The sequence below is a fragment of the Alteromonas sp. 5NS40-0096 genome, assembly GCF_057544385.1.
In genome coordinates this window covers 18,719-33,387 of sequence record NZ_BAAJLQ010000002.1, presented here as the reverse complement: position 1 = coordinate 33,387, position 14,669 = coordinate 18,719, and the positions used below count along the sequence as shown (strand labels likewise).

The 14,669-nt window shown below is 45.6% G+C and carries 18 protein-coding genes; 12 read left to right on the top strand and 6 right to left on the bottom strand.

What is annotated here, in order from left to right; translation table 11 throughout:
- Positions 1–69 precede the first annotated feature (69 nt).
- The 11 genes from ftsB to AC27G9_RS06085 all read left to right on the top strand — a co-directional run bounded on the left by ftsB (position 70) and on the right by AC27G9_RS06085 (position 9,091).
- Complete coding sequence (ftsB, locus tag AC27G9_RS06135) at positions 70–360, top strand: cell division protein FtsB (protein WP_487072145.1); 291 nt, start codon at positions 70–72, stop codon at positions 358–360.
- Complete coding sequence (ispD, locus tag AC27G9_RS06130; RefSeq protein ID WP_487072143.1) at positions 360–1,079, top strand: 2-C-methyl-D-erythritol 4-phosphate cytidylyltransferase; 720 nt, start codon at positions 360–362, stop codon at positions 1,077–1,079. Before ftsB ends, ispD begins: the two co-directional genes overlap by 1 nt.
- A complete protein-coding gene (gene ispF, locus AC27G9_RS06125) occupies positions 1,070–1,549 on the top strand; it encodes a 2-C-methyl-D-erythritol 2,4-cyclodiphosphate synthase (protein ID WP_487072141.1) in 480 nt (159 codons plus the stop codon). Before ispD ends, ispF begins: the two co-directional genes overlap by 10 nt.
- Complete coding sequence (truD, locus tag AC27G9_RS06120) at positions 1,546–2,637, top strand: tRNA pseudouridine(13) synthase TruD (RefSeq protein WP_487072139.1); 1,092 nt, start codon at positions 1,546–1,548, stop codon at positions 2,635–2,637. Before ispF ends, truD begins: the two co-directional genes overlap by 4 nt.
- Entirely contained in the window at positions 2,621–3,382 is a 762-nt protein-coding gene (surE, locus tag AC27G9_RS06115) for a 5'/3'-nucleotidase SurE (RefSeq protein ID WP_487072137.1), read from the top strand. Before truD ends, surE begins: the two co-directional genes overlap by 17 nt.
- A 19-nt stretch (positions 3,383–3,401) precedes the next feature.
- Positions 3,402–4,037, top strand: coding sequence for a protein-L-isoaspartate(D-aspartate) O-methyltransferase (locus AC27G9_RS06110; RefSeq protein WP_487072135.1), 636 nt, complete (start codon positions 3,402–3,404; stop codon positions 4,035–4,037).
- Positions 4,034–4,615 carry a YqaA family protein gene (locus AC27G9_RS06105; protein WP_487072133.1) on the top strand — a complete coding sequence of 194 codons (582 nt, stop codon included), beginning with the start codon at positions 4,034–4,036 and terminating at the stop codon, positions 4,613–4,615. The genes AC27G9_RS06110 and AC27G9_RS06105 overlap by 4 nt, the downstream gene beginning before the upstream one ends.
- A 13-nt stretch (positions 4,616–4,628) precedes the next feature.
- Positions 4,629–5,471, top strand: coding sequence for a peptidoglycan DD-metalloendopeptidase family protein (locus AC27G9_RS06100; protein ID WP_487072131.1), 843 nt, complete (start codon positions 4,629–4,631; stop codon positions 5,469–5,471).
- Between the two features lie 87 nt (positions 5,472–5,558).
- Positions 5,559–6,557, top strand: coding sequence for an RNA polymerase sigma factor RpoS (gene rpoS / locus AC27G9_RS06095; protein WP_487072129.1), 999 nt, complete (start codon positions 5,559–5,561; stop codon positions 6,555–6,557).
- A gap of 249 nt (positions 6,558–6,806) precedes the next feature.
- Positions 6,807–8,456, top strand: coding sequence for a cytochrome-c peroxidase (locus tag AC27G9_RS06090; RefSeq protein WP_487072127.1), 1,650 nt, complete (start codon positions 6,807–6,809; stop codon positions 8,454–8,456).
- Positions 8,457–8,557: 101 nt separating this feature from the next.
- On the top strand, positions 8,558–9,091 hold the full coding sequence (locus AC27G9_RS06085; RefSeq protein WP_487072125.1) for a hypothetical protein: 534 nt from the start codon (positions 8,558–8,560) through the stop codon (positions 9,089–9,091).
- Between the two features lie 16 nt (positions 9,092–9,107).
- Here the strand turns inward: AC27G9_RS06085 and folA are convergent, their stop codons facing one another.
- Positions 9,108–9,593, bottom strand: coding sequence for a type 3 dihydrofolate reductase (gene folA / locus AC27G9_RS06080; RefSeq protein WP_487073623.1), 486 nt, complete (start codon positions 9,591–9,593; stop codon positions 9,108–9,110).
- 254 nt (positions 9,594–9,847) lie between these two features.
- Here folA and AC27G9_RS06075 point away from each other — a divergent pair, with 254 nt between their 5' ends.
- Positions 9,848–11,278, top strand: a complete 1,431-nt coding sequence (locus AC27G9_RS06075; protein WP_487072123.1) for a GAF domain-containing sensor histidine kinase — start codon at positions 9,848–9,850, stop codon at positions 11,276–11,278.
- Positions 11,279–11,537: 259 nt separating this feature from the next.
- Here AC27G9_RS06075 and AC27G9_RS06070 read toward each other — a convergent pair whose 3' ends face one another.
- The 5 genes from AC27G9_RS06070 to AC27G9_RS06050 form a co-directional block, all read right to left on the bottom strand.
- Positions 11,538–11,843, bottom strand: a complete 306-nt coding sequence (locus AC27G9_RS06070) for a hypothetical protein (protein WP_487072121.1) — start codon at positions 11,841–11,843, stop codon at positions 11,538–11,540.
- 127 nt (positions 11,844–11,970) lie between these two features.
- On the bottom strand, positions 11,971–12,390 hold the full coding sequence (locus AC27G9_RS06065; RefSeq protein ID WP_487072119.1) for a hypothetical protein: 420 nt from the start codon (positions 12,388–12,390) through the stop codon (positions 11,971–11,973).
- A 121-nt stretch (positions 12,391–12,511) separates the two neighbouring features.
- Positions 12,512–12,856: a hypothetical protein gene (locus AC27G9_RS06060; RefSeq protein ID WP_487072117.1), complete on the bottom strand. Its 345-nt coding sequence runs from the start codon at positions 12,854–12,856 to the stop codon at positions 12,512–12,514.
- A gap of 237 nt (positions 12,857–13,093) precedes the next feature.
- Positions 13,094–13,861 (bottom strand): tetratricopeptide repeat protein, encoded by a 768-nt coding sequence (locus tag AC27G9_RS06055; protein WP_487072115.1) that lies wholly within the window; start codon positions 13,859–13,861, stop codon positions 13,094–13,096.
- 295 nt (positions 13,862–14,156) lie between these two features.
- Positions 14,157–14,639, bottom strand: a complete 483-nt coding sequence (locus AC27G9_RS06050) for a hypothetical protein (protein ID WP_487072113.1) — start codon at positions 14,637–14,639, stop codon at positions 14,157–14,159.
- Positions 14,640–14,669 lie beyond the last annotated feature (30 nt).

The following is a 14,669-nucleotide window of genomic DNA, read 5'->3' as shown; positions in this document are numbered from 1 at the left end:
ACGCCGCTAGGCAAAATAGATGCTTAGCGGCATAATAACATGTCTGATAAGAATGACGGGTAGTGGCCAGTGTGGCGAGATAATTGGGTAACTTTAGTATTGTTGATGTTGCTTGCGATGCTCCAGTATCGTTTGTGGTTCGGCAAAAACAGTATTCCCGATTACATGTCGCGCCAGCAAGAAGTGCATAAACAAGCACAACAAAATGCCAATTTGGCCCAACGTAATGCCCTGCTCAAAGCCGATATCAATGATCTTACTATTGGCCTAGAAGCCATAGAGGAACGCGCGCGAAACGAACTGGGCTTGATCAAGAAAGGCGAAACCTTTTACCGCATATTACCTGCTGACCAACAATAATGACTAATTCAACCAAAATCGTAGCGGTAGTACCTGCCGCAGGCGTAGGAAGTCGCATGGGAGCAGATCGCCCCAAGCAATACCTAACACTGCATGGTAAAACCGTACTCGAACACACTCTCACCTGCTTATCCACTCATCCACAAATTGACAGTGTGATCGTCGCGATTAGTCCAGGTGATGAATATTTTGCTTCGCTGTCTATCGCCGACGCTAACTGGTTAGTTCGAGTCGACGGCGGAAAAGAGCGAGCTGACTCGGTCCTAAACGCATTGCAGGTAGTTGAAGATGACGCTTGGGCCATGGTTCATGATGCGGCTCGGCCTTGTTTGTCTCACTCTGATATCGATAACCTGATCAATCAAGCCATGTCTGACCAATGGGCCGGCGGTATTTTGGCATCGCCTGTCAGAGATACGATGAAGCGCGCCTTGCCAAGCGAAGACGCCGTCGACGTCATCAGCCATACTGAATCCAGAGACGCGTTGTGGCATGCACTAACACCACAACTGTTTCCAGCTAAACTTTTGCGCAATGCGTTAGAAGACGGACTGGCAAAACAATTAATGATTACCGATGAAGCCTCCGCTATCGAAGCGATGGGACATCGGGTAAAACTCGTAGCCGGCAACCCAGCGAATATTAAAATAACCCATCCCGATGATATGCCTTTGGCATCGTTTTATTTACACAACATACAGGATTCTCAATGCGAATAGGTCATGGTTTTGATGTACACAAATTTGGTGGCGAAGGCCCGATTACCATTGGCGGCGTCAAAATAGAACACGACCAAGGGTTGATTGCCCATTCAGATGGGGATGTGGCTTTGCACGCCCTTTGCGATGCGATTTTAGGTGCGTGTGCAATGGGTGATATAGGCAAACACTTCCCTGATACCGACGATGCTTACGCCAATGCCGATAGTCGCAATCTATTGCGACATGTCATTGGCTTGATGCAAAATCAAAATTTAAAAGTGGGCAATGCCGACATTACTATCATTGCTCAAGCACCGAAAATGGCACCACACATCGACGCTATGCGGGCGGCGATTGCTGAAGACTGTCAGACCGAAATAGGCAACATTAACGTCAAAGCCACCACCACAGAAAAACTAGGTTACGTGGGCCGTAAAGAAGGTATTGCTGTGCATGCTGTCACCTTGCTTGTCGCGGATAAATCATGACGGCGCTTTCCACTGATCACTGGGCATATCTCACCATCCCACCCAAAGGACGCGGCCAGTTTAAGGCCGAGCCCGAAGACTTCATCGTCATCGAAGACTTAGGGTATGAGTTAACAGGTGATGGCGAGCACATTTTCGTCTTCATTGAAAAGCGGAACTTAAACACTGCATTTGTCGCCGAACAATTGGCCAGCTTCACAGGTTTGCCATTGCGCAATATCACATATGCAGGTCGCAAAGATAAATATGGCGTGTGTAGGCAATGGTTTGGCATTCACGCGCCCGGAGTCAAATCCTTTCCGTGGGAAGCGTGCACCATTGAGGGTGTAAACATTATCAAAGTGGCTAGGCACAACAAAAAATTGCGTACCGGCCAGCTAAAGGGCAACACGTTTATCATTCGCCTCCGCGATGTTGAAAACATCGAAGATGTCACAGCGAAACTCGATATTGCGGGGCAACAAGGCGTACCCAACTATTTTGGCGAACAACGCTTTGGCGTTCAGCGCTTGGGAGACGATGGCGAATTGAGAAAAGGTGGTAACCTGGCATTAGCCGAGCGCATGATCAATGGCGAAACCATCAAAAACCGTAACAAACGCTCGATGGCGCTCTCGGCTCTTCGAAGTTGGTTATTTAATGAAGTGATATCACAGCGTATTACCAGCAGTCATTTTGACAACATCATGTTGGGCGATGCCATTGGCTTAACGGGTTCAAATAGCTTCTTTAGCAATGATGGCAGTGATACTGATTTAGCCACTCGTTACCAGCAGGGCGATGTGTGCCCGACAGCACCACTGTGGGGCAAAGGTAAAGCCGCAACCACTAGTGATGCCCATGCATTCGAGGACAGTGTGACATCGCAATACTCCGACGTTTTGACGTGCCTCGAAAATGCTGGATTAAAACAGGAACGACGACAAATTCGCTTGTGGCCCAAAGGCCTAGCTTACCAAGTTCAAGAACAAGACTTAGTTGTTTCGTTTAATCTCCCTTCAGGTTGCTTTGCCACTTCGGTGTTGCGTGAGTGCGTTATAACCTACGAAAAGAGTTCATCAGGAGATACCAATGAAACTTCTGCTTAGCAACGATGATGGCGTGTTTGCCAAAGGTATCAGTGTGCTCTTCGAGCACCTCTCACGTTTTCACGATGTCACCTGTATTGCCCCCGATCGCAATTGCAGCGGCGCGAGTAACTCTCTGTCTTTGCATCAACCACTACGTGTACAGGAAATGGAAAATGGCTTCTATTCTGTCAATGGTACGCCCTCGGATTGTGTGCACTTAGGTCTCAATTGCCTATTAGACGAAGAACCGCAGCTTGTTGTTTCGGGCATCAATCACGGTGCCAACTTAGGTGATGACGTCATATACTCCGGAACGGTAGCAGCAGCGTCTGAGGGTCGCTTTATGGGCCTGCCCGCCATTGCGGTTTCATTGACATCGAAAAAGGGCGAAAACTTTGAGACTGCGGCCAAAGTGGTATTGGATATTATTTCACAACTCGCTCAGCATCCTTTACCATCTAATCAGATCCTAAATGTCAATGTCCCAGATGTACCTTATGACGAGTTAAAAGGAATACGAGTGACTCGCCAGGGTAGTCGCCACCGTGCTGATACCATGGTAAAGGACAAGGATGCATTTGGCCGTGAGATTTATTGGTATGGGCCGGTGGGAGAGGAACAAGACGCGGGTCCCGGTACTGACTTTCACGCTGTCGCCAATGGCTACTGTTCGGTTACGCCATTGAGTGTAGATATGACCGCACACCACTCACTCGACGAGATGGAGTCGTGGCTAGCGAACAACAATAAAAAACGAGATTGATAGGAAGTAGTAGACCCAAATGAGAGTTTCACGAAAAGGCGATGCTTTAGCTCAATTGATTTATGAAGAGGGTGTTCGCGATCAAAAAGTCCTCAATGCGATCGCTAACACGCCAAGAGAAGGCTTTTTGCCGGATGCACTGAAACACAAAGCATACCAAAATACCGCTTTGCCCATTGGTCAAGGGCAGACCATTTCACAGCCATACATAGTGGCAAAGATGACGGAATTGCTGCTAAAAGCGAAGAACCCACCGAAAAATGTGTTAGAAATTGGCACGGGCTCTGGATATCAAACCGCGATATTGGCGCAGCTCTTTCAGCGCGTTTTCTCAGTAGAAAGAATCAAAACGCTGCAGTTCCAAGCAAAACGCCGCATGAATCAATTGGATTTGCATAATATTTCGATGAAACATGGTGATGGATGGCAAGGTTGGCCGAGCAAAGCACCATTTGATGCGATTATTGTTACGGCTGCCGCCGCGAGTATGCCAGAAGCCTTGTGTGAACAACTCAATGAAGGTGGTAGGCTAATTATCCCAGTTGGAGACGAACAACAAAGTCTGCAATGTATCGATAAAATCGACGGCGAACTCGTCACCGAAACGGTAGAAGCCGTGCGTTTTGTACCGCTTGTCGCTGGGGATCTACTTTGAAAATTTTTCAGCCGTTATACGACCTAGCGTTACAATGGGCTAAACATCGACATGCGAGTAAGTATCTTGGCGGGTTGAGTTTTGCTGAATCGGTATTCTTCCCGATTCCCCCTGACGTGATGCTTGCTCCCATGTCATTGTCACAACCCAACAAGGCCTGGACCTTTGCTTTGATCACGACATTGGCATCCATAATCGGTGGTATTGCAGGTTACTTTTTAGGGTATTTTGCATTTGACGCTTGGCTCGCACCTCTGATCGAATCCTATGGCTACACGGAAAAACTCAACACGGCGATGGGTTGGTTCGAGCAATATGGTATATGGGTAATTTTCATCGCGGGTTTCTCCCCAATTCCGTACAAAATCTTCACGATTAGCGCAGGTGTGCTGCAGATGGCATTTTTGCCGTTTCTGTTGGCGTCGGCGGTCGGTCGCGGCGCTCGCTTTTACATGGTGGCAGGCTTGATGCGGTTTGGTGGGGCCAAAATGGAAGCCAAACTGAGGCAATACATTGAAGTCCTCGGATGGGCAGTTGTTGCTCTCGCTGTAATAGCGTATTTGCTATTGCGACACTAAAAGGAGTTTACCAATGCGATTCAAGGATGGCGCCATCGCATGTTGTATCATTCTGACCACAGCCTTTGTCAATGGCTGCAGCAGCCGCTCGGTACCCGCCCCTGTCACATTGCTCAATAGCGAAAAGCCGTCACAACAGGATCCCTTTTCCCAATCGACCTACACCGTGCAACCCGGTGACACGCTTTTTGCCGTTGCTTGGTACAGCGGCAACGATTACCGCGATCTCGCCCGTTATAACAATTTATATGCGCCCTACACCATATATCCCGGGCAATCCCTGAAATTACAGGCGCCTGCACCACCAAAGCGCAAAGTTACAACAAAATCGGTTAAGTCAAGGGATACTGGTCTTACCACGAAAAATAATCGTTCAAATCCTGTTGACCAACAAAAACAGCAGGCGTATGGTGAAAGTGAAAAAGATGTTAACAACCAGCCGGTTAAGACGTCGAGTAACTCGTCTAAAAAACGCTTTCCAGCCCGCGTATCACAATGGGTCTGGCCTGCCGAGGGGAAGCTGGTTGCAAGGTTCAGCAAGGCTGAATCGGGGAATAAAGGCATAGATATTCAAGCCGCGAGGGGTACACCAGTTGTTGCCGCTGCGGACGGAAAAGTGGTTTATTCTGGCAATGCACTGAGAGGATATGGCAACTTAGTCATCATTAAACATAGTGATAACTTTCTCAGTGCCTATGCATACAACGACACAGTTAAAGTCACAGAGCAACAATGGGTCAAAGCTGGCCAACAGATTGCCACTATGGGTGACTCGGGCACAGATTCGGTAAAGCTTCACTTTGAAGTCAGGTATAAGGGTAAATCTCTTGATCCACTCAGATACCTGCCACAGTAATAATCGATAATAATAACAATAAATAATAATAAGAAACGTACAGGAGCGAACATCATAAAGTAACCATAAAAAGCAGGAGATGCAGTTATGGGTGATCAAAAAAGTACTGTAATCGAAGCAACACCTCGTGATGATGTCGATGAGCTTGATGTAGCCGTTGATGTGAAAGACGAAGATATAAGTGATTCTGATGTCGAAAATGAAAAATTCGACGACTTGATCGCAAGCCAGGAAGACCTTCCCAAAAATCTCGACGCAACCCAACTTTACTTGGGTGAAATAGGATTTTCGCCACTACTTACCGCAGAAGAAGAAGTTTACTTTGCTCGACGAGCTTTGAAAGGCTGTGAAGCTTCACGCAAGCGCATGATTGTCAGTAATCTACGCCTTGTGGTTAAAATTGCTCGCCGCTACAACAACCGAGGTCTAGCGTTGCTCGACCTGATTGAAGAAGGCAACTTAGGCCTGATCCGCGCGGTTGAAAAGTTCGATCCAGAACGAGGCTTCAGATTCTCGACCTACGCCACATGGTGGATTCGCCAGACAATCGAACGCGCAATCATGAACCAGACTCGCACGATTCGCTTGCCTATCCATGTTGTGAAGGAACTCAATGTTTACCTTCGTGCAGCCAGAGAGTTGTCACAAAAGCTAGATCATGAGCCAACAGCCGAAGAAATTGCTGAGGCGCTTGAAAAGCCAGTATCAGAAGTCAGCAAAATGCTGCGTTTAAACGAACGTATCACGTCAGTTGACACGCCAATTGGCGGTGAAAACGACAAAGCATTACTCGATATTTTGGCCGATGAGTCTGAGTATGGCCCAGAAGAAAACTTGCAAGACAACGACATCAAAGACAACATTGTCGGTTGGCTGCAAGATTTAAACCCCAAGCAAAGAGAAGTGCTAGCTCGCCGCTTTGGCCTCATGGGGTATGAGCCGTCGACACTGGAAGACGTTGGCGCTGAGATCGGTTTGACTCGGGAACGTGTCAGACAGATCCAAGTTGAAGCTTTACGACGCCTACGCGACATGTTGAGTCATCAAGGCCTCAACCTCGAAAGCCTGTTCAATAAGCTCAGTTAAAGAAAACCGTTCACCCATTTGGCACAGGTTTCACCTGTGCCAATGGTGAAACCACCATTGAGTATCCATTTTTTGCGGGCCCGATTACGTGTCGAGTCGTAGCACTATTATGGTACGTCTTCTGCGTGATCATCCAACCACACCTCACAAAACGTAAATCCCAGTCCAATTTCTGAATTTTTACCTGCTTTTTGAATATTGTTTGCACATTTGTCGCGCACACTAACCATGAGCCGATATTGGAGAAGCATGATGAGCAGAAATTACGCCCTATTCCCCCATCAAATTCGCTATCTAGCACTAGCCGTAAGTTTAGCCACGTTAACCGCCTGTGGTGGCGGGTCTAGCGAATCCAATGATCCAGTAGAAGTGGAAGTCCCACCAGCAGATCCGGGGCCTACCCCAACCGATCCCAATGATCAAAACGATCCAAACGAACCCACCGCTTTGGATAACGCATTGAGAGAACGCCTAGCCGAGCTGAGCTTGTTTGCTATTGATGCTGCCAATCTAGACTTACCAAGTATCAATGACCCGATTCCACAATTGGGTAAAGCACTGTTTTTCGCAAAAAACTTAGGGGGCGAACAAAGCGTCGCTTGTGTCAGTTGTCACCATCCAATGTTAGGTGGGGGTGACAACTTGTCTCTTCCTGTTGGGGTTCACGCCGTCGATGCGCTTGGAAACGATGCCCATGCATTACTAGGAATCGGTAGAATGAGTGGCGTAGAAGGTGACCCTCGTCCACCTGTACCCCGAAACTCCCCCAGTGTTTTAAATTTGGGCTTGCAAGATACCAATATGTTTTGGGATGGCAGAATCTCAAGAACGCCGAATGGCAATATCGTCACTCCAGATTCACCTACCAACAACAATGGCAACCGCATCGCGGACCCTAACCTTCCAGCAGATGCCACATTGGCCGCAGCGCAGGCAAGATTCCCAGTTACTTCACAAGAAGAGATGCGAGGTAACTTTGCAGACGGTGCCGATAACACCGACTTACGACTTCAGCTCACAACTCGTTTTGACAACAGTGACGGTAGTTTTACCTCAACTTGGCCACAAGCCTTTGAAGTGGCCTTTGGCGATCCAGACGTCACATTTGATCGCATTGCTCAAGCTATCGGTGAATACCAGCGCAGTATGGTGTTTGTTGACAGTCCTTGGAATGCTTATCTCGACGGCGACAATACCGCTTTGACGGAGCAGCAAAAAGAAGGGGCTCAACTGTTCTATACGGCCCGCAACCAGGGTGGAGCAGGCTGCGTTCAGTGCCACAACTCAAATAGGTTTACGGACGATCGCTTTCATTTAACGGCTTTCCCACAGATTGGCCCTGGTAAAGGTGACGACAGTGGCAACGGCGCTACTCATGACTTTGGCCGCGAACAAGTCACCGGTGATCCCGAAGATCGCTACCATTTTAGAACCCCAAGTTTGCTCAATGTCAGTGTTACCGCACCATATGGCCATGCTGGAACTTATGATTCACTGGCGCAAGTTGTGGGTCACTATGTTAACCCAGGCAACCAAGTTCAACAGTTGTTCGGCAACAATGGTGACTTGTGCGACCTGCCCCAATTTGAACAACTACTCGCACAATCTGACCTTACCTGCCAAGCCTTGTACCCAGACGCACAGGCGAATTCGTCAGACGTTATCGACCGTCTCAATAGCGCAAATGATAACGAAGTCGAAGTCACATCTGCATTAATGCCAGTAGGCTTAAATCAAAATGAAAGAGCAGCCATTGTTGCATTCTTAGAATCGCTGACTGATCCATGCGTGGAAGACAGAATATGCCTAAGTCCATGGATTGTAGATGCCCAAGATGAAGCAAGCTTTCCAGATAACAACCCTCTTATCGCAGAGGACGAAAACGGCAACGATATTTAACAGTCGGGACGTGGGATGACAAGGATGTCATCTTTTTATGAAATGACTTCGCACAAAAACCTGTCATACTCAAAACTATTGGTTACATTTGAATTGAGCTTATGACGTCTTCACAACGCCTCTGGTTATCAGCCATTGTTTCTTTTCTGTTTTATGCAGGTTGGAGCTTTTTCGCAAACCGCCTAGTCACTGATGATATGTCAGTCTTAGTGCGCAGCGCGCTGGTGCAAGGGATTTACAGTGGTGGTGTCACGCTAGGTTTTACATGGTTGCTCGAGCGGTTTTACAAAAGCATCGGAACCCGTTGGATGAGCTTTGCATTCATGGTACCCGTACTTTGCTATGCTCACAGCCAAACCACTCAGGCCAAAGCCATTCGAGCCAGTGCAGACGATCTTATCGAACGTTCGGCGTCTTGGTTAAAAGGCACTTGTCTTCCAGGTGTGATCGTGTCGCCGCTGATTCCGCTCACAGTACAATCATTGCTAGTGATTGGCGTTAACCTAGTGAATCAAACGCCTAACCTCTGGTTGACGGTGGCTCCCTCTATGGTTTTCAGTGGCGCCTATGGTTACCTGTATACCCTGTCTTTGTACAAGCAAAAGCGCAAGGCGCAGTCGGCCACAGCGAATTAGCCACTAGGCCTTGATATTACGGTTCTCTACACAAGGTAACAAAGCGGTATGGATGGGGATTTTTCTCATCGGCTTGATGAGACTCGCTCTCGCTCTCCTGCCAGCTACCCACGCTCTCATAGTCAGGGAATTGCGTATCGCCCTCTACCGTTAAATCAATAAAGGTTAAGTACAAGGTATTAGCTTGCGCTAAAAAACGCTGATAAATCGTGCCACCACCGATGATCATCACTTCGTCAGTTGACGTCTCGGCTGCACATGCCATCGCTGCCTCGGGTGTTTTCACTACAGTCGCATCCTGTAAGGTGTAGCCGTCACGCCCAGAGATGACAATGTTCAAACGGCCCGGAAGTGCTCGGCCTATGGATTCGTATGTCTTTCTGCCCATTACGACTGGTTTGCCCATCGTCACAGATTTAAAATGCTTGAGATCTGCCGGTAAGTGCCAAGGCATCGCATTATCTGCACCAATAATTCGGTTGTTAGCCATGGCGGCAATCATAGATATTTTCATTGTGTCGACTCTTTGCAAAACCAGCGCGTAACCTACTATTTATTGACAGATCTGGCAACACATTGCCAAACCTTATAAGAGTGCTCATTGATGATCGCACACACTTGTATTGATTTTTATAAATGCAAATTTTGATACATATCAGTGAACCATGCCTCAAATCGAAATAGTCGTAGACTAAACGGGTTTTTACTTCTATTGTGACTAGTAGGTCTTGTTTTTCGTGAGTTAACCACCGAGTAATGCTGCCATCAGGAATTCCCTCTAATCTCTCTCCAATCGAGGACAAACTCGACTATTGGAAGCGCTACTCTGAGTTAGAGCAAGGCCGCAATCAAGTGCTGAAAATGGCTGCAACTGGCCACCCGTTACAAGATACTTTGCAACGTTTGTGCTCAGAATCACGTTTATACAACCCCGATATGTTTTGCTCTGTTCTTCGTTTGGACGAGGAAAATGCCACGTTACACCCCATCGCAGATGATGGTTTGCCGCAATTTTATTGTGATGCGCTTGAAGGCGTAAAAATTGGTCAAGGGGTGGGTTCCTGTGGTTCCGCTGCATTTGCCAAGAAACGCGTCATTGTTGAAGACATCGGTAGCCACCCTTATTGGGTTCAATATAAAGATCTCGCTCAATCTGCCGGATTGGAAGCTTGCTGGTCAGAACCAATCTTAGGCGAAAATGGTCGCTGCTTTGGTACTTTTGCTATGTATTATGCAACGCCAAAAGCCCCCAGCGATGAAGACATCAAGTTTATTGAAATGTCGGCGAACCTCGCCGCTGTCGTATTTGAAAATCACGAGAATAGACAGCGCCTCGAATCTGCTAACCGCGAACTCATGCAAACCTTAGATGAAAGGTCACAGAAGCTCGCCGTGACCATCAAAGAGCTAGAAATGGCGCTGAAGGAGCAAGGCTACGCTCATTCACAACAAGTGAATCAAGAGAAAAACGATACGACACGCAGCTTGGTCGTGGGGTTAGCTCATGAATTCAACACGCCAGTCGGCATTGCAGTCACGTCGATGACCTCAGCTCGGGATTTGGTAGATAAGTTGGTCAAATCAATGGCAGGAAAGGAGCCACTAAGCCGAAAAGCGGTTATTGATTCACTCAATAACGTAAGTGCAATGCTAACACTAGGTGAGAATAATCTCGGCCGTACTACCGAGCTGATTAGCCGCTTCAAAGCAATTAATGTGGAAGAGTTCGATAAATCCCAATCCACCTTCAATATTATGGCGTATTTCAACGAGCTAAAGTCCATGTTGAAAGGCTTACTCAAGTGCCATCAACTCAACATCGATGTTGAATCCCACGAAGTGTGCTTAGCAAAACATGGCTTAACCCAAATATTACTGCAGTTGATTGATAACAGTATTACTCACGGCTTCGAAGCCATGGAGCAAGGCGTGATCACGATTCACGTACGAGTGGTAAACGACGAGCTAGTTATTAACTATCAAGACAATGGCTGCGGGATTCCGGAGTCGATGAAAGACAAAATTTTCGACCCATTCTTTGTTGGCAAGAAAGGCCAACAGAGCATTGGCCTTGGCTTGAATGTCGCGAGCAATATCGTATCTAGCTTGTACCATGGTAAATTCTGCGCCCAGAGAGCCCCCGTGGGTGCACGCTTTGAAATCATGATTCCGCTAACTGTGTTTTAACCGGTGTGGTTGCATACCGCGTCGCACGACCTTTTCTTTGATAGCAGCCTTCCATTCCCCGACACGTTACAAGGTACACTGATAAAATCTCGTATATAGTCAATTTAGCGCGCTAAATATCGGCATTGGAATGCTAGAGCGAATGCAAGTTTGCTAGGAAGCTGTTCACCTTCACCCCAATTCAACACCATGATATTGCTAGGATTCTATTTTCGCTCTGAAAGAATGGGTAAGAGAAAGTACTCTCTACAGCCGTTTGTTAGTTTTCATTTCCCCCATTATCCGTGTAGAAGCTATAACCTTTCCCCGGATACTTACGAAAATATGTGAGCCAATTAGTTTTAAATATATCGACAAGGTAAATCTTTGGACAGTGCTCATCATTATCAATCATCATATTGAGCAGGTAATTGTCATTTTTTATTAGTTCCACTGCTTTCAGTTCCGCCTGTTCCTCATCAGGGGCTTTGACCCAGCGTGTTGTAAAAAAGCCAAACACCTCGTTCTTACCTTCATTTTTTACGGGAAAATCTTTTCCTTCCAGCATTACTTGAAAATACGGCATATCTATCCTTGAAAATTATCTTATCCACAGAAAGCGAATTTCTATGTTAAGCGCAAGTCGTTTCGGCCTCATATACGATAAATTGTTTCAACGAGCTATGTGAATGTGTTGACGACATAATCGTTTTTTAGGTGCCGTCTGAAATAAACTCATCGATGTTGGGTAATACTCTGTCGTTAATATTTTGACTATCCAAGGTTAAAGGATGTTCTATAAGTTCCTGTTTTACGTTTGCAAAGAAAAGTCTGTTAGACTCATTTTTTTCTATTGATTTCAATATTGTGTGAATCGAAAAGAAAATTTTGCTATCCAATTCATTTTGAGTTTTGAATGCCTGTTCTAGTATGACAGACTTTCTAAGCGACATATAAAACTCCAAATTTGACATTAATCGCTGAAGCAATAGTTCGCTAACTTGCGTATTGATTGTGACGCGGAAGGAGTTATCGACGAATTCTTCTTTAGGAAAAACAATCTTAAATTCAGCTTCCGAGTCAGCCAGCACATTTCCACAAAAGAGAATAAACACTAAGAGATAAAATTTCATTTAGTCCTCTATAGTGCCTAATACGCGTTCACGGGTTACAAACGCTTGGGCGGTTATGCGAAGCTCCCCATGGGTTGAGTCCCGCCGTGCGTTACTATACGTTTCAAAACGTTTGTTAAACTCACCCTTTAATGATGTAGCTATACACATTTCCTGAAATCCTTTTAAATTCTGGGTCACTGCCGGGTTTAGTGTTTACTTCCGCTGTGGGGTTTGGGACGAAAAAGCCACTTTCTGCTACAAAAGAACGAGTCAATACAATGTATAAACCCTCGCTTGAAATTCTAATGTCATTTGGATTCAGTTTGTCTATTGCAGTGGGCAAGTCATCCATATTGACGAAACCATGGTCTAGAATACTTTCAGCGTCAAGCTCTACTGACTTTAAATCATAAGAACTCGCAGAATGATGGTCGACACAACCACCAAAAAGTACTAAAAGGAGTAAAAAGGTGATGAGTTTCATAAAGAGTTCGCTGTGAAAGTAATATTGAGACACAAGGTGTGCAAAGCAGAGCTTTTTGCTTGAAGCCCAACCACGTAGTGAAGAGGAAAAGTTGACCATATCATTATGACTAGTCTGTAAACTCGAAGTGCTGTAGTGGCGGCCATATAACTGTCGACGCTATGCTTAAAACGTTCTCTGTTACCTCTTTAAACGATTTATCTATAGCTGTAGGAGACCAATACCAACCGTTCCTCTCTAGTTGCCTTTGAGACTATTCTTTAGGCCATCAAGAAATTTTAGCTTTTCTTTTTTTACCAATTCCAACCGCCATTCCTCATACGAATTATTTTGAACCAACAACGTTAATGCCTCTATCGATAAGTCATAGCTCTTTTCGGCTAATCTAGTTTCACTTAGTAGTTCATATAATTTCGCTTGGTTGAATCCAACAATGCCTCTGGTTCGAAGATAATATTTGTGGTTGGGTGATTTTTCATTTAATTCCAAAGCCTCTTGAGACAGCTTTAATGATTCTCTATATTCGCCCAATTCAGAGTGAACCAACGCTAGGTTATCTAAGTCTATTGCAATTAATGTCGGTGCAAGGTTCTCTTCTTTACTTATTTCGAGCGCCCCGGTTAGATGCGTTAAAGCATTATCATACTTTTCTTGATTGAGATAAAAATTACCAAGCGTATTATGGGCATTGCGAAGATGTGTTTTTCTGTTCTGCGAAACTTTTTTAGACGTTTCTAGCGCTTTTATCAGGAAGCTCTCGGCTTGCTCAAGTAGTTTGTCATCTTGCGCCATAATACCCAGTGCAAGGTATCCTCTTGTTACTCTGTGATCGGTAGGAGATGACTTTTCTAGTTCAGGGACACTCTTCAGTAACGGGGGAATAGCGTGATTAAAAAGTCCCATTTCGTAATGGTTCAAGCCGTAATTGACATTACTTTCTGTGCTTGCGCACCCAGCTACTAGCATTAGTAATGTACATAGGAAAATATAACTTTTATGCACCATTCGCTCCCTGAAAATTAAACACGTCGCTCTCACGCCCCCCTTATTAAACCACATTAAATTCAAATATATAGACACGTACAGTGGAAATTAAAATGAGTTATTTCGATTAAACCCTATTAGTATGGCATTTCGCCGCACTAACACTAAAGCTTGAAGACTAGGCAATTGGCCCTTGCGTAACAAGGCGATATTGGCCATGAATATCAGCGGATTCTTAAACAAGTCAATACAAGTATATCTATATTCACTACACGTTAACTTGCGTGCCCCTTTCAGAGCTTTACTGAGCGCTACTTTAATTTTGTCGAAGCGCTAATAGCTCAACAATAGTATTGTAGAGTATGTCTTTTAGCTCCGAATTTGAAATAGTTGTGCACAACACATCTGAACTTTCATAAAACATAAAGGGGATATGGACCATGCTTTTCACTCTGAATATTTGAACAGAGACATCATCGGTAGTTGGTCCCCAATCCATAAAGCGCTGTTGAAAATAGCGAGTATTGTCATGTTCCGCTTCTTTGTGTAATGCCAAAAAATTCTCGATAGGAGTTAACTTTGGAAATGGAAATTGGTCCATTGCCGGATCAAATTCAGACAAAATCCGGTTTAAATCTGAATCCATCGCGGCCACAAATTGCGGGATATATACCGTTTTATCTATTGGATGAAGAGATTGATTAGAGGCAAAAACGTCTACATGACATAAGTCGCGCGAGCCTTCTGACAGGTTGCCGATTTCAATAGCATATTTTGAACGATCGCCAAACAACTTCATAAATTGAGTGCCCTCCCGGCACTTCTTGCC